General features: G+C 76.5%; 14 protein-coding genes. 9 read left to right on the plus strand and 5 right to left on the minus strand.

Annotated elements, in window-relative coordinates:
• The first annotated feature begins 121 nt into the window (after positions 1 to 121).
• Positions 122 to 2,725, plus strand: a complete 2,604-nt coding sequence (gene clpB, locus ACYX4T_RS20790; RefSeq protein ID WP_476011168.1) for an ATP-dependent chaperone ClpB — start codon at positions 122 to 124, stop codon at positions 2,723 to 2,725.
• 157 nt (positions 2,726 to 2,882) lie between these two features.
• Here the strand turns inward: clpB and ACYX4T_RS20795 are convergent, their stop codons facing one another.
• The 3 genes from ACYX4T_RS20795 to ACYX4T_RS20805 all read right to left on the minus strand — a co-directional run bounded on the left by ACYX4T_RS20795 (position 2,883) and on the right by ACYX4T_RS20805 (position 5,867).
• Positions 2,883 to 3,983, minus strand: coding sequence for a class I SAM-dependent methyltransferase (locus ACYX4T_RS20795; RefSeq protein WP_476011169.1), 1,101 nt, complete (start codon positions 3,981 to 3,983; stop codon positions 2,883 to 2,885).
• Positions 3,984 to 4,277: 294 nt separating this feature from the next.
• Positions 4,278 to 5,669, minus strand: a complete 1,392-nt coding sequence (locus ACYX4T_RS20800; protein ID WP_476011170.1) for an FAD-binding oxidoreductase — start codon at positions 5,667 to 5,669, stop codon at positions 4,278 to 4,280.
• Between the two features lie 30 nt (positions 5,670 to 5,699).
• Entirely contained in the window at positions 5,700 to 5,867 is a 168-nt protein-coding gene (locus ACYX4T_RS20805) for a hypothetical protein (RefSeq protein ID WP_476011171.1), read from the minus strand.
• A 42-nt stretch (positions 5,868 to 5,909) separates the two neighbouring features.
• Between ACYX4T_RS20805 and ACYX4T_RS20810 the strand changes: the two genes are divergently transcribed.
• From ACYX4T_RS20810 to ACYX4T_RS20820, 3 genes are read left to right on the plus strand one after another with little or no spacing between them, the layout of a single operon-like run.
• Positions 5,910 to 8,912 carry an AfsR/SARP family transcriptional regulator gene (locus tag ACYX4T_RS20810; protein WP_476011172.1) on the plus strand — a complete coding sequence of 1,001 codons (3,003 nt, stop codon included), beginning with the start codon at positions 5,910 to 5,912 and terminating at the stop codon, positions 8,910 to 8,912.
• Between the two features lie 58 nt (positions 8,913 to 8,970).
• The gene (locus tag ACYX4T_RS20815) at positions 8,971 to 9,750 is read left to right on the plus strand and encodes a PIG-L family deacetylase (RefSeq protein ID WP_476011173.1); all 780 of its coding nucleotides are present in this window, start codon (positions 8,971 to 8,973) and stop codon (positions 9,748 to 9,750) included.
• Positions 9,747 to 10,988 (plus strand): MFS transporter, encoded by a 1,242-nt coding sequence (locus tag ACYX4T_RS20820; RefSeq protein ID WP_476011174.1) that lies wholly within the window; start codon positions 9,747 to 9,749, stop codon positions 10,986 to 10,988. The genes ACYX4T_RS20815 and ACYX4T_RS20820 overlap by 4 nt, the downstream gene beginning before the upstream one ends.
• A 52-nt stretch (positions 10,989 to 11,040) precedes the next feature.
• Here ACYX4T_RS20820 and ACYX4T_RS20825 read toward each other — a convergent pair whose 3' ends face one another.
• Positions 11,041 to 11,487 (minus strand): DoxX family protein, encoded by a 447-nt coding sequence (locus tag ACYX4T_RS20825; RefSeq protein WP_476011175.1) that lies wholly within the window; start codon positions 11,485 to 11,487, stop codon positions 11,041 to 11,043.
• 280 nt (positions 11,488 to 11,767) lie between these two features.
• On the opposite strand from ACYX4T_RS20825, the gene ACYX4T_RS20830 reads away from it, so the two are divergent.
• Together ACYX4T_RS20830 and ACYX4T_RS20835 are read left to right on the plus strand one after the other, a co-directional pair.
• Positions 11,768 to 12,562, plus strand: a complete 795-nt coding sequence (locus ACYX4T_RS20830) for a hypothetical protein (RefSeq protein ID WP_476011176.1) — start codon at positions 11,768 to 11,770, stop codon at positions 12,560 to 12,562.
• Complete coding sequence (locus ACYX4T_RS20835) at positions 12,559 to 15,819, plus strand: bifunctional cytochrome P450/NADPH--P450 reductase (protein WP_476011177.1); 3,261 nt, start codon at positions 12,559 to 12,561, stop codon at positions 15,817 to 15,819. Before ACYX4T_RS20830 ends, ACYX4T_RS20835 begins: the two co-directional genes overlap by 4 nt.
• Before the next feature lie 31 nt (positions 15,820 to 15,850).
• Here ACYX4T_RS20835 and ACYX4T_RS20840 read toward each other — a convergent pair whose 3' ends face one another.
• Positions 15,851 to 17,032 (minus strand): FAD-dependent monooxygenase, encoded by a 1,182-nt coding sequence (locus tag ACYX4T_RS20840; protein WP_476011178.1) that lies wholly within the window; start codon positions 17,030 to 17,032, stop codon positions 15,851 to 15,853.
• A gap of 104 nt (positions 17,033 to 17,136) precedes the next feature.
• Here ACYX4T_RS20840 and ACYX4T_RS20845 point away from each other — a divergent pair, with 104 nt between their 5' ends.
• The 3 genes from ACYX4T_RS20845 to ACYX4T_RS20855 all read left to right on the plus strand — a co-directional run bounded on the left by ACYX4T_RS20845 (position 17,137) and on the right by ACYX4T_RS20855 (position 22,228).
• Positions 17,137 to 18,273, plus strand: coding sequence for a class I SAM-dependent methyltransferase (locus ACYX4T_RS20845; protein ID WP_476011179.1), 1,137 nt, complete (start codon positions 17,137 to 17,139; stop codon positions 18,271 to 18,273).
• 38 nt (positions 18,274 to 18,311) lie between these two features.
• Positions 18,312 to 19,190: a PhzF family phenazine biosynthesis protein gene (locus ACYX4T_RS20850; protein WP_476011180.1), complete on the plus strand. Its 879-nt coding sequence runs from the start codon at positions 18,312 to 18,314 to the stop codon at positions 19,188 to 19,190.
• Positions 19,191 to 19,330: 140 nt separating this feature from the next.
• On the plus strand, positions 19,331 to 22,228 hold the full coding sequence (locus tag ACYX4T_RS20855; protein WP_476011181.1) for an ATP-binding protein: 2,898 nt from the start codon (positions 19,331 to 19,333) through the stop codon (positions 22,226 to 22,228).
• Positions 22,229 to 22,237: the final 9 nt, after the last annotated feature.

Here is a 22,237-nt window from a genome sequence, read left to right on the forward strand (position 1 = left end):
GTGACCGGTCGAGCTCCTCCGGAACGGGAAGAAACCTCGGTTCCCCAGAGTTGAGCCAGGTAGACTCAAGAACCAGGGCGGCTTGGTGGGCCGCCCGATCCCCAGCGCAGGAGGACACCCGATGGACTTCACCCCCACCACCCGCACGCAGCAGGCGGTCTCGAACGCCGTCCGCGCGGCGACCGTCGACGGGCACCCCCAGGTCTCGCCGGCCCATCTCGCGGCCGCGCTGCTCGACCAGACCGACGGCCTCACCGAGCCGCTGCTGCGCGCGGTCGGGGCGGACCCGTCGGCCGTGCGCCAGGACGTGGGCAAGGTCCTCGCGGGCCTGCCGAGCGCGAGCGGCTCCAGCGTCTCCGCGCCGCAGTTCGACCGCGAGATGGCCCGCGTGCTCCAGCACGCCCAGCAGCTCGCCGCCGACATGGGCGACGAGTACGTCTCAACCGAGCACCTGCTCGTCGGGCTCGCCGCGGCCGGCGGGCGCACCGGCGACGTGCTCACCCGCCACGGCGCCACGCCCGAGGCGCTCAAGGAGGCGTTCACCAAGGTGCGCGGCTCCGCGCGCGTCACGTCCGCCGACCCGGAGAGCACGTTCCAGGCGCTGGAGAAGTACGGCCAGGACCTCACCGAGCGCGCCCGCTCCGGCAGCCTCGACCCGGTCGTCGGCCGCGACGCCGAGATCCGCCGCGTCGTGCAGGTGCTCTCGCGGCGGACCAAGAACAACCCCGTGCTCATCGGCGAGCCCGGCGTCGGCAAGACCGCGATCGTCGAGGGCCTGGCCCAGCGCATCGTCGCCGGCGACGTCCCCGAGTCCCTGCGCGGCAAGCGCGTCGTGGCGCTCGACCTCGGCTCGATGGTCGCGGGCGCGAAGTACCGCGGCGAGTTCGAGGAGCGGCTCAAGGCCGTCCTGCAGGAGATCACCGACTCCGCGGGCCAGGTCATCACGTTCATCGACGAGCTGCACACCATCGTCGGCGCCGGTGCGACCGGCGAGTCCGCGATGGACGCCGGCAACATGATCAAGCCGATGCTCGCCCGCGGCGAGCTGCGCATGGTCGGCGCGACGACGCTCGACGAGTACCGCGAGCACATCGAGCACGACCCGGCCCTCGAGCGCCGGTTCCAGCAGGTCCTCGTCGGCGAGCCGACGGTGGAGGACACGATCGGCATCCTGCGCGGGCTCAAGGAGCGCTACGAGGTGCACCACGGCGTCCGGATCACCGACGCCGCGCTCGTCGCCGCCGCCACGCTGTCCGACCGCTACATCACCGCGCGCTTCCTGCCCGACAAGGCGATCGACCTCGTCGACGAGGCCAGCTCGCGGCTGCGCATGGAGATCGACTCGCGCCCCGTCGAGATCGACGAGGTGGAGCGCATCGTGCGCCGTCTCGAGATCGAGGAGATGGCGCTCGACAAGGAGTCCGACGAGGCGTCGCGCGAGCGGCTCACCGCGCTGCGGGCCGAGCTGGCCGAGCGCCGCGAGGAGCTGTCCGCGCTGACCGCGCGCTGGCAGGCGGAGAAGGACGCCATCGACGGGTCCCGGGTGCTCAAGGAGCGCCTCGAGGGCCTGCGCGGCGAGTCCGAGCGGGCCGAGCGCGACGGCGACTACGAGCGGGTCGCCAAGCTGCGCTACGTCGAGATCCCGGCGCTGGAGAAGGAGCTGGCGGCCGCGGACGCCACCTCGGCGGCCCCGGTGATGCTCAAGGAGGAGGTCGGCCCCGACGACGTCGCGGACGTCGTGTCGGCGTGGACCGGCATCCCCGCCGGGCGGCTGCTCGAGGGCGAGACCCAGAAGCTGCTGCGCATGGAGGACGAGCTGGGCCGCCGCGTCGTCGGCCAGGCCGAGGCCGTCCGCGCGGTGTCCGACGCCGTGCGCCGCGCCCGCGCCGGGATCGCGGAGGAGGACCGGCCCACCGGGTCGTTCCTGTTCCTCGGCCCCACCGGCGTCGGCAAGACCGAGCTGGCCAAGGCGCTCGCCGCGTTCCTGTTCGACGACGAGCGGGCCATGATCCGCATCGACATGAGCGAGTACGGCGAGAAGCACTCCGTGGCCCGGCTCGTCGGCGCACCGCCCGGGTACGTCGGCTACGACCAGGGCGGTCAGCTCACCGAGGCCGTGCGACGCCGCCCGTACGCGGTGGTGCTGCTCGACGAGGTCGAGAAGGCGCACCCGGACGTCTTCGACGTGCTGCTGCAGGTGCTCGACGACGGCCGTCTGACCGACGGCCAGGGCCGCACGGTGGACTTCCGCAACACGATCCTCGTGCTGACCTCGAACCTGGGCTCGCAGGCGCTCGTCGACACCTCGCTCGACGACGCCGGCCGGCGGGACAAGGTCATGGAGGTCGTGCGGCGCTCGTTCAAGCCGGAGTTCCTCAACCGGCTCGACGACGTCGTCGTCTTCCACGCGCTGTCGACCGAGGAGCTGACGTCGATCGTCGACATCCAGCTCGAGCGCCTCGGCGCCCGCCTGGCGGCCCGGCGGCTGACGCTGGCGGTCAGTGACGCGGCCCGCGAGTGGCTCGCGCTGCAGGGCTTCGACCCGGTCTTCGGCGCCCGGCCGCTGCGCCGGCTCGTGCAGTCGGCCATCGGCGACCAGCTCGCCCGGGCGCTGCTCGCCGGCGACGTGCGCGAGGGCGACACCGTGACCGTCGACCTCGACGAGCAGGGCGACGGCGGTGCCGGCTCGCTGGTGGTGGCGCGGGCGGCGACGCCCGTCGGCTGAGCCGTGTGAGCGAAGGGCCCCTTCGGTCGACTGCTTCGACCGAAGGGGCCCTTCGCTTGTGCGGGTCCCAGGCGCGATGTTCCGGCGGTGGGTGCCCCTCGCTCGTCAATGCGAGCGAGGGTGCCCTTTGCTCATGCGCTCCGGGGCGATCCCGGGATCAGGGACGGCCCTCGAGGACGATGTTGAACGGCGTGCGGGCGGCCTCGCGGACGCGCGAGAACCCGGCCGCGAGGAGGATCTCGCGGAGGCGGGCCGGCCCGGCCTGCGCGCCGAGTGCCGCGCCGCCCGGCTGGGCCAGCGAGGCCGGCGTGCAGATCATCGTGGACAGCGCGTAGTACAGGCGGCCGACCGGGTTGAGGTTGTCCGTGACCTGGTCGCCCGCCGCCGGCTCGAACAGCATGAACGTGCCGTCCGGCGTCAGCGACTCCCGCACGTGGCGCGCGACCGCCAGCGGGTCGCCCATGTCGTGGAGGGCGTCGAAGATCGCGACCACGTCGTACGTGCCGGGGAAGGCGTCGCCGGCCGCCACCTCGAAACGCACCCGGTCGGCGGGGAAGCCGGCGTCCGCGGCCCGGCGACGGGCGGCCTCGATCGACGCCTCGTGGTAGTCGTAGCCGACGAACGTCGAGCTCGGGTAGGCCTCGGCGAGCAGGAGCGTCGAGGCGCCGTGCCCGCAGCCGACGTCGGCGACCGCGATGCCGGCCCGCAGCTTGTCCTCCACCCCCTCCAGGGCGGGGATCCACGCGGAGACCAGGTTGGCGCGGTACCCGGAGCGGAAGAACCGCTCGGTGCCCTCGAACAGCTCGTGACCGTGCTCGTGCCAGCCCACGCCCTGCCCGGTGCGGAAGCCCTCGACGATCCTCGGGGTCAGCCCGAACACCGCCGGCGCGCCCTGGAACATGCCCGCCAGGTACACCGGGCTGTTCTCGTCCGCGAGCACGAAGGCCTGCTCGGCCGGCAGCTCGTAGGTGCCGGCGGCGGGGTCGTAGCGCAGGAACCCGCTGGCCGCCTGCGCGTTGGCCCACTCCCGCACGTAGCGCTCGGCGGTGCCGGACCGTTCGGCGAGCTCGCCGGAGGACAACGGTCCGGCGTCGGCGAGCACCCGGTACAGGCCGAGCTGGTCGCCGATGGCCGTGAGCACCGTGTTGTAGGCGGCGCCGACCTCGTCGACGACCTTGCCGAGGAAGGCCTCCAGCTTGCCCTGGTCGATCTCCGCCGGCGGAGCGGGCGTCGTCCTCGGTTCCTGCGTGTGGGTCATGTCCTCTCCCCTCGTGGGAGCGAGGAGTTCCCCGGCGGCGGCACGGTCGGGTGGCTCTCCGAGCCCGTGGCCGCGGACGCCCCGGACACCCTGCCCGGGGCTCGGCCCCTCGCCCCCCTTCGACCGCGGCGGCACGGCGCCGTCGCCGTCCCCACGGTCCGCTGATGACGTTGGGTCGTAAAGGCTCGTCCGGCGGTGGTCTGCGAACCACCCGTTCAGCCGACCAGGAGCGATGTGTCGGACGCTCCTGGTCGTCGTGGATCCGCACACGCCGTATCGCGCGGCACGAACAGCTCAGGGGCGGGCCGCGGCGCCGCTGAGGACGCCGTCGGGGTCGTAGGACCGCACGATCGCGTCGAGCCGGTCGGCGTGGGCGCCGAACGAGCTCGTCCGGTCGGCGTCGTCGTCCAGACCGGAGAAGTTGACGTACACGCCGCCCGTGGCGTGGGGCCGCAGCGACTCCCACCCCTGCCGGGCCCAGCCGATCGCCGCGTCGTCCATCGCCGGGTCGGTCCACCCGGCGTCGATGCTGACGTTGAACGCCGCGCCGCGGTGGGCGTAGGCGCTGTCGTCGGCGCCGACACGGTCGATGGCGCCGCCGAGCGTGCGGACGACGACGATGCACGACGGTGTCGGGCGGTCCCGCCCCGAGGCGACGATCGCGTCGGCGGCGGCGTCGTCGATCCCGGCGAGGAAGTGGGACTTGAAGAAGTACCGCGCGCCGGCCGGGAAGAGCGGGTCGAGGGCCGACTGGCTGGCCGCGTACTCGGTGACGGCCGTCGCGTCGAGCAGCGGGGTGCCCAGCGCTGCGAGCGGGGCGAGGACGTCGAGGCCCTCCTCGGCGGGTCCGGCGTACAGCCCGGCCACCGCCACCACCGGCGCGCCGTGCATCTCGGCCGGCACGTCCGGGTCGGGCGGGACGCTCCACAGCGCGTACTCCGGCGACACGGACTCGGGCATCCGCGGCACGAGCGCCCGCCACGCGTCGAGCACGGCCCGGGCCTGCTCGACCGGGTAGAGCACCAGGGCGTTCGCGACCTGGGGGCCCAGCGGGCGCGTCGCGTACTCCAGCGCGGTGACGACGCCGATGCCGCGCCCGCCGCCGCGCACCGCCCAGAACAGGTCCGGGTGCTCGGTCGCGCTCGCGGTCCGCACGACGCCGTCCGCGGTGACGATCTCGACCGAGCGCAGCGCGTCGCACGACAGCCCGTACGCGCGCTGCAGCATGCCCATGCCGCCGCCGAGGGTCAGGCCGGCGACGCCGGTCTCGGACACCTCGCCGCCGGGCACGACGAGCCCGTGGCGCTGGGTCTCGCGGTTCACGTCGGCCCACCGGGCACCGGGTCCGGTGCGCACCGTGCCGGCGTCCGGGTCGACGGTCACGTCGGTCAGCGTGGAGAGGTCGATGACCAGGCCGTCGCCGCAGACCGCGCTGCCGGCGACCTGGTGGCCGCCGCCGCGGATGCTCACCGGTGGCCGGTGGGTGCGGGCGGAGGCGAGCGCGGCGACGACGTCGGCGGTGCCCGCGCACCGCGCGATCGCGGCCGGATGGCGGTCGATCAGGCCGTTCCAGACGTGGCGGGCCTCGTCGTAGCGGGAGTCGGCTCGGTCGATGACGTCGCCGCGCAGCGTGGCGCGCAGCGTCGACACGAGGGCGGCCTCGTGGGTGGGGATGGTCGTGGTCATGGAGTCCTCCGGAGGGGTGCTGTGAGGGGGTCAGGCGGCGGCGCGGGTGATCGAGCCGGTGCGGGCGTCGGGCGACAGGGACGTGGTGACGGTGATGTGCAGGGCGTCCACGGCGGGTCCTTCCGCCGGCGGTGCGTGCCGGCCGGTCGGGCCGACGCCGAGCGAGACTCCGCCGGACGGCTGACACGGCCCTTGCACGCCGCTGTCATCGCGGCATGCTGCTCACCGAGGGTGGTGCCGGTGCGGGATGCGGAGCAGGAACCGTCGGCGCGGGTCGACGTGCTGGGCCCGTTGCGGCTCCTGGTCGACGGCGGGCCGGTCGACGTGCGGGGGCCCAAGCGACGCGCGGTCCTGGCGCTGCTGGCCCTGGCCGAGGGCCGCACGGTGGGCGTCGAGCAGCTCGTCGACGCGCTGTGGCCGGCCGACCCGCCGGAGTCGGCGCGGGCGAGCGTGCACAGCCACGTCTCGCGGTTGCGGTCCGACCTCGGGGTCGCGGCGCCCCGGCTGGCCACCGACGAGGCCGGCTACCGCCTCGACCTGCCCGAGGACGGGCTCGACCTGCGGTGCGTGCGGGTCCTGCGCGACCGGGCGCGGCGGCTCGCGGACACCGATCCCGCGGCCGTGGTGGCCACGCTGCGCGCGGCGCTCGCGTGGTGGCGGGGCCCGGCGCTCGCCGGCCTGACCGAGGTGCCCCCGCTGCGCGCGGCCGCCGACGCCGCGACGCAGCTGCGCCGTGAGCTCGGCGACCGCCTCGTGGCCGCCCTCGTCGACGGCGGCGCCGCCGCGGAGGCGCTGGGCCCGGCCGCCGACGCCGTCGCCGAGGACCCCCTGCGGGAACCGGCGGTGCTCCTGCTCGTGCGTGCGCAGGCCGCGACCGGTCAGGCGCCCCGGGCCCTGCGCACGGCCCGCGAGTTCCGCCGCCGGCTCGCCGACGAGGTCGGGCTCGACCCCTCGCCGGCCCTCGCCGCGCTCGAGCGGGACGTCGCCGCCGGCGCCCTGAGCCCCGCGCCGTCCCCGTCACCGCCGGAGCCGTCAGCCCCGGAGCCGCCACCGCCGGAGCCGTCACCGCCGGAGCCGTCACCGCCGGAGCCGTCACCCCCGGCGCCGTCGCCTCCCGGGCCGCCACCCCTCGCCCCGACGGATCCGACGTTGCACGGTCGCGACGCCGATCTCGCGCGGACGACGGCGCTGCTCGCGGGCGAGCGGCTGGTCAGCGTCGTGGGCCCTGGCGGGGTGGGCAAGACGCGGCTGGCCCGCGAGCTGACCCGCCGCGCCCCCGCCGCGGCCACCCTGCTGCTCGCGCCCGTCACCGACCCCGGCGCCGTGGACCACGCACTCGCCGGCGCGTTGCACCTGGGCTCGGTGACCGGCGACGTCCTCGCCGCGTGTCTCGACGTGCTCGGGGCGGGGCAGCGCCTGCTCCTGCTGGACAACTGCGAGCACCTGCTCGACCCGGTCCGGGACCTCGTCACGACCCTCCTCGAGCGCTGCCCCCGGCTCACCGTGCTGACCACGAGCCGCGAGCCCCTCGGGCTCGCCGAGGAGGCCGTCGTCCGCCTCGCCCCGCTGCCCGTGCCGCCGACCGGCCACGCCGGCCCCCTGGTCGACGTCCCGCTGGCCGACGTCCCCTCGGTCGCGGTGTTCCTCGACCGGGCCGCGCGCGTGCGGCCCGCGCTCGCCCCCGACGAGCTGGCGCACGTGGCCGCGATCGTCCGGCACCTCGAGGGCCTGCCGCTGGCCATCGAGCTGGCCGCGGGACGGCTGTCCACGTTCGCGCCCGCCGCACTCGCCGCCCGGCTCGACCGGTCGCTCGACCTGCTCGGCAACCGGGCCCTGCCGGCGCGCCAGCGCACGCTGCGCACCACCGTCGCCTGGTCGTACGACCTGCTCACCGACGACGAGCAGCGCCTGTTCCGGAACCTGTCGGTGTTCGCCGACGGCGTCGACCTCACCGCCGTGGAGCGGGTGGCCGCCGAGCTCGCGCTCGCCGAGGACGCGGGCAGCCTGCTCGCCCGCCTCGTCGACACCTCCATGGTGGGGGCCACGACGGAGCCGTCGCCGCGGGACGACGGCTCGCCGGGCCGCGCCCGGTACCGGATGCTGGAGACGCTGCGCGCGTTCGGCCGCGACCGGCTCGTCGCCGCGGGCGAGGACGACGCCGCGGACGACCGTCTCGTGCGCTGGGCCGTCGACCTCGCCGGCTGGTTGGCGGCCACGGCCTACAGCGCCGACGAGGCCGCCGCCGACGCGGTGCTGCGCCGCGAGCAGGGCAACCTGCGCGCCGCCTGGCGCGAGGCGCGCCGACGGGGCGACCTGGACGCGGCCGTCGCGGTGGCCACGGCCCTGACCGAGCACGCCTACTGGCGGGACCTCGTGGAGATCCGTGGCTGGGCGGCGGAACTGGTGGCCGACCCGGCGCTGGTCGGGCACCCCGGGGAGGGAGAGGTGTACGGGGCAGCGTCCTTCGACGCCTACATCAGCGGCGACGCGCCGCGGGCCGAGCGCCTCGCCCGCGCCGGCCTCGCGCGCCTCCCCGCGCACGGCGTCCACCGCGGGCGCCGGCTGTGCCTCTCCGGGCTCGCCCAGGCCGAGCTCACGCTCGGCGCCTGGGACGACGCCGTCGCCCACGACGTCGCAGCGCTCGACGCGGCCGACAGGCCCGCCTCCCACCCGACGATCGGCGCGCTCGCCGCGCTCTACGCCGGGCGGCCGCAGCGGGCACGGGAGCTCGCCGCGGCCATCCCGGCCGGTGCGTCGCCCACCCTGCAGGGCCTCGTCGCCTACGTGGAGGGCGAGATCGAGAGCGTCGCCGGGGACGTCGACGTGGCCGAGGAGCGCTACACCGCGGCCATCACGGACGCCCGGAGCACGGGGTCGACCTTCCTCGAGGCCATCGCCGCGGTGGGGCTGGCGTCCCTGCTCTCGCGCGCCGGGCGCTACGACGCCGCGCTCGCCGGCTACCGCGACGTCGTCGACCACTGGGTCGAGGGCGGCAACTGGGGGCACCTCTGGGTGACCCTGCGCAACCTCGCCAAGCTGCTGCGCGAGCTCGGCGACGCCGAGACGGCCGATCTCGTCGACGCGGGCGCCGACCGGGCCCCGGACGCCCCCGAGGGCGGGCGTGGGTCCGGTCGCGTCCCGCCGGAGCGCGCGCCGGACCGCGAGCAGGTGATCGCACTGTCACGGGCCGCGATCGCCCGCCATCTCGACCGGAGCCGTGACAGCGACGTGTGCGCGCCCTGACAGCGCCCCCGCCGATCCTCGACGACGTCCACCGACGGACCGTCACGAGGAGACCGCCATGACCACGATCGAGACCAGTACCGTGATCCGCACCGCCGCCACGGTGCCCCGCCTCGGCGCCGTCGTCGGGGTGTGGGCACACCCCGACGACGAGGCCTACCTCTCGGCGGGCGTGCTCGCCGCCGCGGCCGCCGCCGGGCAGCGGGTCGTGGTCGTCACCGCCACCCGCGGCGAGCACGGCACCGACGACCCCGTGCGGCACCCGCCGGAACACCTCGCGCGGGTGCGCTCGTCCGAGATCGTCGACTCGCTCGCGGCGCTGCACCCGTCGATCGAGCACCGCTTCCTCGGCGACGCCCGCGGCCGCTGCCACCTCGACGGTGCGCTGCGCCCGGACCCGGGGACGGAGACCATCGACGAGCTGGCGGGGGTCCTGGCCGAGGTCACCCCCGACACCGTGCTGACCTTCGGCCCGGACGGCATCACCGGGCACTCCGACCACCGGGCGGTCTCGGCCTGGGTCGACCACGCCGTCGGCCGGCTTGCCCGGGCGCCCCGCGTGCTGCACGCGGCGGTCACGGCGGCCTGGGTCGCGCGGTTCGCCGAGTTCGTCGAGCCGATGGACGACAGCGACGACGCCTTCGCGCCGTGCCCGACCGAGGAGCTGGTGGTCGACCTCGAGCTCGACGGCGAGCTCCTCGACCGCAAGGTCGCCGCGCTGCGCGCACAGATCACCCAGACCGCCGGGCTCGAGGCCGCCGCCGGCCCGGCGCAGTACCGGGACTCGGTGGCCGGCGAGTACTTCCGGGCCGCGGCGACGGCCGGAGGCGGGTCGTGACGGCCACGGGACGGGGCGCCGCACCCGTCGTCGTCCTCGGGCGCGCGGTGACCGCCACGACGGTGGCGCTCGGTCTCGCGACGGGCGCGGGTCCCCTCGCCGACCCGCTGGCCGCGGCGCACGGCGTCGGCCGGGGGAGCACCGCGTCGATGTTCTCGGCGACGTTGTTCGTCATGCTCGCGACGGGTCTCGTCGCGGGACCGCTCGCGGGGCGGTGGGGGACCCGCCGGCTCGCCCTCGCCGGCGCGACCCTGGTGCCCGCCGGGCTGGTGGCCCTCGCCGTCGTCGAGCCCTTCACCCTCGCGGGCGCGGCGTTCGCGCTCGGGGTGGGCGGCGGCGCCGGCTGCCTCTTCGTGCCCCTGCTCGCCGAGGTCGGGGCCGCCTTCGGGCGGCACCGGTCGGTCGCGCTCGTCCTGGCCACGGCCGGCGGCGGGCTCGGCACCGTGGTGACGCCGCCGGTGGTGCTCGCCCTGCTCGGCGGGACCGGGCTGCGCGGGGCCCTGCTGCTCCTGGCCGCCGGGTCCGCGGCCGTCCTCCTCGCGTGCGCCCTGACGGCGGGCCCCGTGCGCGCGCCGGCCGGCGAGCCGGGGTCCGCCGAACCGGGTCCGCTCGCCGTGCTGGCCGACCCGGAGGTCCGCCGGCTGTGCCTCGCGGCGGTCGGGGTGACCGCCGCGATGTTCGTCCCGTACGTGCACCTGGCCCCGGACGCGGTCGCCCGGGGCCTGGGTCCGGCGTTCGGCGCGGGCCTCCTGGCCGTCGTCGGCGCGGCGAGCGTCGCCGGGCGCCTCGCCGTCGTGCCGGCCGTCGCGCGCTGGGGCGCCTGGCCGCTGTACCGGCTGGCCGCGGTGACGCTCACCGCCGCGCTCGGCGTGTGGCTCGTGGCCGGGGACCGGGCGGCCTTCCTGCTCGTGTTCGCCCTGGCGTTCGGGCCCGCCCACGGCGCCTACGTCGGCCTCGGCACGGCGGTGGCGGCGGAGCGGTTCGGCACCACCGGCCTGGCGGCACGTCTCGGTGTCCTGCACGCGTCCGCGGCGATCGGCGGGCTGCTCGGGCCGGCGACCGCGGGCTGGGCCGTCCAGCTGCTCGACCGGCCGGGCGCGGCCCCGGCGGTCGCCGCCGTGGTCGGCGCCGCGGGCTGCGCCCTGCTCCTCGGCCGGTGGCGGGAGCACGCGGCGGCGGGCGCGCCGGCGCCCATGGGAGCGACGGCCGGTCAGGCCGCGAGCAGCTCGACGAGCTGACGCCGGTCGAGTCCGGGGTCCCGGCGACGACCGCGCCCAGATCCGGTGCCCCTCACGCCCCGAGCGCACGACCGGGGCGTGCGGCCAGGAGGCGGGTGTCGAGCGACGGCGCGCCCGGGCCGGCCCACAGCACGACCAGCATGATCACGAGCAGGGTGGGCGCGAGACCCAGGTGGATCGGCCCGCCGACCGCCACGCCGGCGGTGGCGATCGCCCCGACCATGGTGAGCGCCAGGGCGAGCGCCGCGAGACGGGTGCCCAGGCCGAGGACGAGCAGCACGCCCCCCACGAGCTCGGTCAGGCCGACGAGCAGCACGAGCGCGGCGGACGCCGGGAGGCCGAAGCTCTCGAAGAGCGCCATGTAGCCCGCCCGGTCGGTGAACTTCCCGATCGAGGTCAGGATGAACGCGACGCCCGCGACGATGCGCAGGGCGGCGACGACGTGGCGGGTCCGGCCCCCGACCCGTTCGCGGACCAGCTCCGTACGCCACGACTCCACGGCAGACCTCCGATGTCTCGACGGGTGCCGCTCAGCGCGCCACCATCCCGTCGCCGTCTCCAGCACGGATGGGTCACGACGTCGAACCGGTCGGGACGCGGTGACGCCCCGCGTCCGCGCGACTGCTCCGCGCCGACGTCGTCGTTGCGCTCGGTGACACGAGGTGGACGGTTCGCGAAGACGTCACCCGAGTGCCTGCACGTTCTTGACCTGATCTCAGCACGCTCGCCACGGTGAGTGCCCAGCGGCACGCCATCCGACGCGGGTGCCAGGAGCAGCGATGACGCGGACCGAACCGGCCGTCGCGCCGGACGACGGCCGCTCCGGGCCGCCCGGGCCCGTCACGCCCGGGTCCGTCACGCCCGTGCCCGTCACGCCCGTGCCGCCGGTCGGGCCCGCGGCGCTCCGGCGGATCGCGCGGCTGTGCGCCGTCGTCGGCGTCGTCTTCGCCGCGCTCGCCCTCTCGGCGCTGGTGCTCGTGGACCAGGCGCCGGGCCTGGGCGCGCCGGACGCCGCCTACATCGCCTACTACGCCGGGAGCGGCGACGCGTTCGTGGCCCTCGGCCTGCACGTCGCGCCCTTCTCCGGGATCGCGTTCCTGTGGCACATGGCCACCGTGCGCTCGCTGGTCACCGCGACCGGTCGGCCGACCCCGGAGCCGACCCGCTGGCTGCACCTCGGTGCGGCCACCGTGTTCGTCGGGCTCGTGTTCGCCGGGGCCGCCGCGGTCGGGGCGCCCGGTCTGATCTCCACGGTGGGTGCCGGGCCCCCGACCGCACCGGGAACCGCTCGCGCCCTCGCGGGCACCGGCTACGCGCTGCTGTTCGTCTACGGCGTCCGCGTCGGTGGCATGTACCTGATCGCGACGACCCTCCTCGTGCGCGCCGCCGGCCTCGTGCCGCGCTGGTTCACGATCGCGGCCCTGGTCCTCGCGGCGGGCCTGCTCGTCGGCACCACCTTCCATCCCGCGGTCCTGGTGGCCTTCCCGGTCTGGGTCCTCGCGCTCAGCGGGGTCCTGCTGCACACCACCCGGAGCGCCCGAGATCCCGCCCACGTCCGGGAGGACCCGCCATGACCGCTCCGACCGACCTCGACGCCGTCCCGGGCCCCCGTGGACTGCCCTACCTCGGCAACCTGCTCGACATCGACCGCGACAGCCCCGTCGAGGGCTTCGTGCGGCTGGCGCGCGAGTACGGGCCGATCTACCGGCTCGCCACACCGGCCGGGACCCGCCTCATGGTCTCGGGTCCCGATCTCGTGAACGAGATCTGCGACGACGAGCACTTCGACAAGAAGATCGCGGCCGGACTGAAGACCATCCAGAGGAGCGTGGCCGGCCACGGCCTGTTCTCCTCGGACACCGAGGACCCGCTGTGGCACCGCGCGCACGACATCCTCATGCCGGCCTTCGCCGCGCAGGCGATGCACGGCTACCTGCCGCGCATGCTCGACATCGCGGGCCAGCTCTGCGACCGGTGGGCGCGGCTGAACCCCGACGAGGACGTCGACGTGGCCAAGGACATGACCTCGCTGACCTTCGACACGATCGCCCTCTGCGGGTTCGACTACCGCTTCAACTCGTTCTACCGCGACACCCCGCACCCGTTCGTCGCGGCCATGACCCGCTCGCTGACCGCCGCGCAGGCGCGGGCGCGGCGCCTGCCGGTCCAGAACCGGCTGCACCGGCGGGCCGAGCGGCAGGCCGACGAGGACCAGGCGCTCATGCGCGACGTCGTGCAGAAGCTCATCGACGAGCGACGGGCGTCCGGGGAGATCGAGCGCGGCGACCTGCTCGGGCTCATGCTCACGGGCGTCGACCGGCAGACGGGTCAGGGCCTGCCCGACGACAACATCATCGCCCAGTGCCTGACCTTCCTCATCGCCGGCCACGAGACGACCAGCGGCCTGCTGACCTTCGCGCTCTACTTCCTCGTCAAGCACCCCGAGGTCGCCGCCCGGGCCCGCGCCGAGGTCGACGAGGTGCTCGGCGACGACGCATGGCCGACGCACGAGCAGGTGCGCCGCCTGACCTACGTCCGGCAGGTGCTCGAGGAGACCCTGCGCCTGTGGCCCACCGCCCCGCTGTTCACCCGGGCCCCCTTCGCCGACACCGTCCTCGGCGGGCGGTACGCGGTCCCGGCGGGCACGCCCCTGACCGTGCTCATCCCGATGCTCCACCGCTCGGTCGAGGTGTGGGGGCCGGACGCCGAGGAGTTCGACCCCGAGCACGTCTCCGCGGAGCGCCTCGCCGCGCTCCCGCCGAACGCCTACAAGCCCTTCGGCACCGGGCAACGGGCCTGCATCGGGCGCCAGTTCGCCCTGCAGGAGGCCGTCCTGGTGCTGGGGATGCTCCTGCAGCGCTTCGAGTTCGTCGACCACCTCGACTACGAGCTGAGGGTCCGCACCACCCTCACCGTGAAGCCCGACGGCTTCCGGCTGCGCGTCGTGCCCCGCCCGGGGCGTCCGCTGCCCGTCGGCGGCGTGGCCCCGTCGACGACGATCCGCGCCCCGCAGGCCGACGAGCCGGCCGCGCGGCCGGCGACGGCGCCGGTGCCCGTCGAGGCCCGCCACGACACCCCGCTCGCGGTGCTGTTCGGCTCGAACCTCGGCACCGCGGAGGGCCTCGCCACCCGCCTGGCCGCCGAGGGCACCGAGCGGGGCTACGCGGTGACCCTCGGGCCCCTCGACGACCACGTGGGTCGCCTCCCGACCACGGGCGCGGCCGTCGTGGTGAGCTCGTCGTACAACGGCACACCACCGGACAACGCGGCCGTCTTCTGCCGCTGGCTGCAGGACCCGGCGACACCGGCGGACGTGGGCCGGGGACTCGCGTACACGGTCTTCGGGTGCGGGGACACGGCCTGGTCGGCGACCTACCAGAAGGTGCCCACGCTGCTCGACACCGAGCTCGAGGCCCACGGGGCCCACCGGGTGCACGCCCGCGGGGAGGGCGACGCCGAGGCGGACTTCGACGAGCAGTACCGCGCGTGGCACGCGTCGCTGTGGAGCGACCTGGCGACCGCCCTCGACCTGCCCGCCACCGCCGCGACCCCGGCGACCTCGGGGTCCCGGCTGTCGATCACCGTGACCAACCGGCAGGCGGCCAACCCGGTCGTGACCTCCTACGACGCCCGCGCGGCGACGGTGCTCGACAACCACGAGCTGATCCTCGACGGCGGCGGGGCGGCCCGGAGCGCGGACGGTCGCTCGGTACGACACCTCGAGATCGCCCTGCCCGCCGGCGCGACCTACCGGACCGGCGACCACCTCGGGGTCCTCCCCCGCAACACCACCGAGCAGATTTGGCGCGTCATGGCCCGCTTCGGTCTGGACGCCGGGCAGTACCTCACGATCAGCCCGCGCAGCGGGACCCACACGCACCTGCCGATCGACGAGCCGACACCCCTGCTCGGGGTGCTCGGCGCGTGCGTGGAGCTCCAGGACCCGGCAGGGCGCGGCGACATCGAGACCCTCGCCGCCCACACCGACGATCCGGACCAGCGGGGCGCCCTGCTCGCGCTCGCGGGCGACGACGAGGAGTCCCGCGCGCGCTACCGGCGCGAGGTCGCCGAGGCCAACCGGTCGGTGCTCGACCTGCTCGAGGAGCACCCGGCCTGCGACGTCCCCTTCGAGGTCTTCGTCGACCTGCTGCCCCCGCTGCGACCGCGCTACTACTCGATCTCGTCGTCCCCGCTGGTCGACCCACAGATCTGCGCCGTGACGTCCGGGGTCCTGCGGGGCCCGGCGCGCCGTGGGACCGGGGTGTTCCGCGGTGTCTGCTCGGGCTACCTCGCCCGCGTGCCGGAGAAGGGGACGGTGTTCGCCTTCGTCCGGTCGCCCTCGATCCCCTTCCACCCGCCCGAGAACCCGCACACGCCGATGATCATGGTGGGGGCGGGGACCGGCATCGCGCCGTTCCGCGGCTTCCTCCAGGAGCGTGACGCGCTGCGGGCACAGGGGGTGCCGATCGGGCCGTCGCTGCTCTTCTCCGGGTGCCGCGGCCCCGCCGACGACCTGTACCGCGCGGAGCTCGACGAGTACGAGAAGCAGGGCGTCGTGCGCGTGCGCTCCGTGCACTCCCGCAGCCCGGTCGAGGGCCGGCGCTACGTCCAGCACGAGATGCGGGCCCGGGGCGACGAGGTGTGGGAGCTGATCGAGCAGGGCGCGTCGGTGTTCGTGTGCGGCAACGCGTCGACCATGGCGCCCGCGGTCCGCGAGGCCCTGATCGAGATCCGCCGCGACCACGCCGGCGGGTCGGGCCAGGACGCCGCCGACTGGCTGGTCGGGATGCGCGGCGAGGGGCGCTTCGTCGAGGACATCTGGGGCGGGTGAGCACCACGGGCGGGCCGGGGCACGCCTCCGGTCAGGGAAGCGGGCCGGCGGTGCCGACGAGGCTGCGGGCGACGAGCCGATCGAACCCGGGCAGGCGCAGGGCCCGCAGCGCGAGGCGGCGGGCGAGCAGGCGGGTGCGGGTCGCCGGCAGGAACCAGTCGGCGCTGCGCCGCCCCGCCTCCTGGCTCGCGGTCGTGACCGGGCGCACGCGGTCCTCGTAGCGGCACAACGCCTCCTCGACGTCCCCGCCGGACGCGAGTGCGGGCCCGAGCTCGCCGGCCAGCACGTGGGCGCCCGCGACGGCGAGCGACGCGCCCTGGCCGGCGAGCAGCGAGACCGCCCCCGCGGCGTCCCCGAGCAGCGTGACCCGGCCCCGACTCCATCGCGGCAGCTCGACCTGCGCGACGACGTCGTAGTACAGGTCGGCGTCGTCCGGGCAGTGGGCGAGCGCGTCGGGCACGACCCAGCCCAGGTCGCGGTGCACGGCCCGCACCGTGCCGGCCGCATCGACGGGCAGGGCGAGCGGGTCGGCGTGTGGGGCCGGGTGGAACACCGCAGCGGCCACCTCGTCACCGGCGAGCCCGTAGAGACCTGCGCCGTGCCCGACCGTGTCGGTCATGACGAACCGGTCACCCAGGCGGGCGCGCAGCGCGGCGTCACGGAACGTCCAGGCGGCCGTGTGCAGCCCGAGCGGGCGCAGGTACGCGTGCTCCGGACCGTGGAGCAGGGCGCGGACCGCAGAGTGCACGCCGTCGGCTCCCACCACGGCGAGGGCGTCGAGCCGGGTCCCGTCCGCGAGCGCCACGACGACGCCGTCGCCGCGCGGCACCACCTCCGTGACCGTCACCCCGAAGCGCAGGTCCACCACCGGGTCGAGGTCGTCACGCAGCACCCGTTCGAGGTCGCCCCGCAGCAGGCTCAGCAGGCGGCCCCCGACGGCGCGGGTCGCCGCCGCGTAGTCGATCTCCGCCGTGCGGCGGCCCCGGCGGTCGACGTAGGTCACGGCCGTCACGGAGTACGCGACCGGCGCGAGCAGGGGGAGGAGGCCGGTCTCCTCGGCGGCCAGGTGCCCCGGGCCGAAGAAGTCCATCATGTAGCCGCCGCCGCGCGGCCGGCTCGCCCGCTCGAGCACCGTGACGGGGATCCCCGCGCGGCCGAGCTCTCGCGCCAGCGCCAGCCCCGCGATCCCCGCGCCGCACACCACCACCGTCACGCCCCGCATCCTCGGCCGCCCGCCGCGCGCCCGTCGAGGCGCGGGCACCGGTCGGACAGCCGGACGACAGCCGGTCGGCAGGGCCGCGGCGCACCGTCGTCGCCATGACGACCACCGAGACCCGTCCCGACACCGTCCCCGCCGAGACCGACGACGAGCAACGCACCACGGCGTGCGCCGAGAAGGTCTTCGGATGGATCCTCGGCGCGGAGAACCTCACCGCCATCTACCTGGGCGACCGCCTGGGTTGGTACCGCGCCCTGGCCGCCGACGGCCCGGCCACCGCCCCGGAGCTGGCCGCCCGCACGGAGACCGCCGCGCGCTACGCCCGCGAATGGCTCGAGCAGCAGGCGGTCTGCGGCCTGCTCACCGTCGACGACCCCGGCGCCGAGCCCGACGTCCGGCGCTTCACGCTCCCCGCCGCCCACGTGCCCGTGCTGGCGGACCCCGACAGCGAGGTGTACCTGCCGTCGGTGGCCCGGGTGCTGACCGCGGGGCAGCGCCGCGTCGACGACCTGCTCGAGGCCTACCGCACCGGCGGCGGCGTGAGCTGGGAGCGGCTCGGCGTCGACGCCCGCGAGGGCCAGGGCGACCAGAACCGCGGCCTGCTGCGCAAGGCCCTGACCCGCGACTACCTGCCCCTGCTGCCCGCGGTCGACCGGGCGCTGCGCGCCGGCGGCCGCGTGGCCGACGTCGGCTGCGGCATGGGCTGGTCGACGGTCGGGATCGCCGGCGGCTACCCGACCGCACGCGTCGATGCCTTCGACGTCGACGAGGCCTCGATCGAGGCCGTCCGCGCCCACGCCCGCGAGTTCGGGGTCGCCGACCGGGTCGCCGCCCACCACGTCGACATGGCCGGCGCGATCGACCGCGGGATCGCCGAGGAGGGCGGCTACGACCTGGTCTGCGCGTTCGAGTGCGTCCACGACATGCCCGACCCGGTCGGGGTCCTCGCCGCGATGCGTCGCGCCGTCGCCGCGGACGGCACCGTCCTGATCATGGACGAGAAGGTCGCGGACACGTTCACGCCGGACGGCGACGAGGTCGAGCAGCTGTTCTACGGGTTCTCCCTGCTGTGCTGCCTGCCCGACGGCCTCTCCACGCCGGGCTCGGCCGCCACCGGCACGGTGATGCGGCGCAGCACCCTCGAGGAGTACGCCCGCGCCGCCGGCTTCGCCGCGGTGGAGGTGCTCGACGAGCTCGACAACGACATGTTCCGGTTCTACCGCCTGCGGCCCTAGGCTCCGGGGTCCCCACCGGTCGGCGGAGGGAGCACGGGATGACCGGCCCGGACGAGCCCGAGATCCTGCGCTACGCGGCGTTCACCACGACCCCGGCCGGGGGCAACCCGGCCGGGGTCGTGCTGTGCGCCGAGGGGCTCGACGAGGAGACGATGCGCGAGATCGCCGCGGACGTCGGTTTCTCCGAGACCGCGTTCCTCCTCGCGCCACCGCCCGGGGCGGCCGGCGACGACGGGGCGCACCACCACACCGTGCGGTACTTCAGCCCGCGCGCCGAGGTGCCGTTCTGCGGGCACGCCACCATCGCCACCGGGATCGCCCTGGCGCACCGCGAGGGCCCCGGCACCCAGGTGCTGCACACGCGGTCGGGCCCGGTGACGGTGCGCACGGGCTGGCAGGACGGGGTCCTGTTGGCGACGCTCACGAGCGTGCCGCCGTCGGTCGCGCCGGTCGCCGAGGCCGACGTCGACACCGCCCTGGCCGCGCTGGGGTGGCGGCGCGACGAGCTCGACCCCGCGCTGCCGCCCCGCGTCGCCTACGCCGGCGCGCACCACCTCGTGCTCGCGGCCGCCACGCGCGAGCGCCTGGCCGCCCTCGACTACGACATGGACGCGCTCGGCGCGCTCATGGCCGACCGCGACTGGACGACCGTGCAGCTCGTGCACCGCCTTGGCGGCGTCGAGTTCGCCGTGCGCGACCCGTTCCCGCCCGGCGGCGTGTACGAGGACCCCGCGACGGGGGCGGCGGCCGCCGCGCTCGGCGGCTACCTCGTCGAGCAGGGCGCGATCGTCGCCCCGGTGCGCCTGACCCTGCACCAGGGCGAGGAGATGGGACGCCCGAGCACGCTGCTCGTCGACGTCCCGGCCGACCCGAGCCGGGGCGTCGACGTCAGCGGCCCGGCCGTCCCGATGGACTGAGGAAACGCCCGCGAGGGCGGCGGACCGGCACCGTGGCCACGGCCGTCACCGAGGCCCGGACCGCGGGGTCGGGGCGGCCCGGGACTCGCTGCGAGCACCGGGTGAATCCGGGGTCGGAGGTGGCTAGGCTTCGTGCGCGGGTGGTGGACGTGACGTGCGTGGTGCGGGTGCTGGGAGCGATCGAGGTCGCCGACGCCCCGGTCCGCTCGGCCCGCGTCCGGCGCCTGCTCGCCCTCCTCGCGCTCGACCCGGGCCGCATCGTGCCCGTCGACCGGCTGGTGGGCGACGTCTGGCCGAACGGCGCGCCCGAGCACGGCGAGGCTGCGCTGCACAGCCTCGTCGCGCGGGCCCGGCGGGTCGTCGGCGCCGCGGCGCTCGCCACCCGCCCGCCCGGCTACGCGCTCGAGCTCGCGGCGGACGCCCTCGACGCGACGGCGGCGGCCCGGCTGCAGGACCGGGCGCGGGCGGCGGTCGACGCGGACGTCCGGGCGTCGTTGCTCGACGAGGCCCTGGCGCTGTGGCGCGGCCCGGCGTTCGCGGAGTTCGCCGACGAGGAGCCGTTCCGCCCGGTCGCCGTGCGCCTCGAGGAGCTGCGCCGGGAGCTCGAGGACGCCCGCGCTGCGACCGACCTCGACCTCGGGCGGCCCGGGGACGCCGTCGCCCGGCTCGAGGTGCTCGTGGCCGCGGCGCCGCTGCGGGAGCGCCGCCGCGAGCTGCTCGTCGACGCGCTGCACCGCGCCGGGCGCCCGGGCGACGCCCTCGCCGCGGTCGCCGCCCACCGGCGGGTGCTCGCCGACGAGTTGGGCCTCGACCCGGGCCCGGCGATCCGCGCGCTCGAGGCGCGGGTGCTGGCGGGGGAGCCGGCGCCGCCCGTGGTGGTGGCAGCGAACGCGCCGTTCGTTGCGCTAGAAGCAGCGGACGGCGCGTTCGCTCCCCATCCCGGGGCCGCACTGATCGGGCGCGCCTCGGCGCTGGCCGGCGTGACCGGCGCGCTCGGGGACGGGCCGGTGACGCTCGTGGGGCCCGGCGGGGTCGGGAAGACGACGCTCGCTCGGCACGTCGCGGCGTCGGTCGGCGGGTCGTTCGCGGACGGCGTCGTGGTCGCCGAGCTCGCGACGGTGGCCACCGGCGCCGAGGTCGCGCCGGCGGTCGTCGCGGCCGTGGGCGCCCCGGGCGCGTCGGGTGCCGACGCCCGCGAGCGGGTCCCCGCGGTCCTGCGCGGACGGCGGCTGCTGCTGGTGCTCGACAACGCCGAGCACGTCGTCGACGCCGTCGCCGAGCTCGTCGAGCGCCTCGCCGACACCTGCCCGACCGTCACGGTGCTCACCACCAGCCGCGAGCCGCTCGGCGTGCCCGGCGAGCGGGTCCGGCCGCTCCCGCCGCTGGCCGACGACGCGGCCGTGGCGCTCTTCGCCGAGCGGGCGAGCGCCGCCGACCCGGCGTTCGCGGTCACCGACGCCAACCGCGAGGCGGTCACCGAGGTCTGCCGGCGCCTCGACCGGCTGCCCCTGGCCCTCGAGCTCGCCGCGGCCCGGATGCGGGTGGTGTCGCCGGCCGAGCTCGCCGCCGACCTCCCGGTGCACCGGCGCTTCCTGCGCAGCCCGCACCGCGGCGGGAGCAGCCGGCACCGGACGCTGCACGCCGTCGTCGACTGGTCCTACCGCCTCCTCGAGGAACGGGAGCGCACGGTGCTCGACCGGCTCGGCGTCTTCGCCGGGAGCTTCACGCGGGCCGCCGCGCGGGCGGTCACCGACGAGCCGGACCTCGACGCGGTGCTCGCCGCGCTCGTGGACAAGTCGCTGGTCACCGCGTCGGTGGACCACGCGGGCATCGGCCCGACGCGCTACGCCCTGCTCGAGACCGTCCGGGCCCACGCGCGCGAGCGGCTCGAGGAGCGCGGGGAGGCGGCCGGGCTGCGTCGACGTCACGCCGAGGAGACGCGAGGGTTCCTGCGCCGCACCGGTCGCCTCGCGGGGCCGGACGCCGACCGCCGTCTCGCCGCCGTCGTCGCCGAGTGGGACGAGCTGCGGGCCGCGGTCGCGTGGTCGTCCGCGCACGACCCCGCCCTGACCGCGGACCTCGTCGCCGCGCTGGTCGACGTCGGCGAGGTGCGGATGACCCCGGAGCTGTTCGCCTGGGCCGACGGGCTCCTCGCCGCGCCGTCGGATCTCGGCGCCTCGGCTCCGTGGGTGCACGCGGTCGCGGCGGAGGGGGCGCGGTTCGCCGGCGACCTCGACCGCGCGCAGGAGCACGTCGCCCGCGGCCGCCGGGCCCTCGCCTCACCCGGGGATCCCCCGGCGGCCGTGCTGGCCTTCCTGCAGTCCGAGGTGACGGGCTTCGCCGGTCGGGGCGCGGAGTCGGCGGAGGCGGCGGCGGACGCCGAGCGCCTGGCGACGGCCGCCGGTGACGACCGCGTGCAGACCCTCGCCACCTGCTCCCGCCTCCTCGCCGTCGCGTACGAGGGGGACCGGCAGGGGGCCGTGGCCGAGGCGGACGCCCTGGACGCCGCGGTGCGCGCCGGCGGCGATCCCTTGCTGCGGCCGTGGACCGTGTACACGCGCGGCGAGGTGCGCGTCGAGCACGACCCCGACGCGGCGCTCGACCTCGTCGAGGACGCCGTGCGCCGGGCCCGCGCGGTCGGCGAGCACTACGCCCTCGGCGTCGCCCTGGTGACCGTCGCGTCCCTGCGCGCCCGCCGGGGCGACGTCCCGGGCGCGGCCCGCGCCGCCGCGGAGTCCCTGGAGCACTGGCGCGGCACCGGCAACCGCACCCACCAGTGGGTCGGCCTGCGCGCGGTGGTCGAGCTGCTCGCCCGGGCGGGCCGGGACGAGGTCGCGGCCGAGCTCCTCGGCGGTCTGTTCGCCCGGCGATCCGGCGGCGCCCTGTTCGGTGCCGACGCCGCCCGCCTCGCCGCACTGCGCGACCACCTCGCCGACCGGCTCGGCGCCGACGCCCTCGCCCGCGCCGAGCGCCGCGGCGCCGCCCGCGACGACGACGGCCTCGTCGACCTCGCCCGCGAGGTCCTCCGCGCTCCGTGAGAGTGCCCT

The organism is Actinomycetospora sp. ABD4_176, assembly GCF_056311855.1.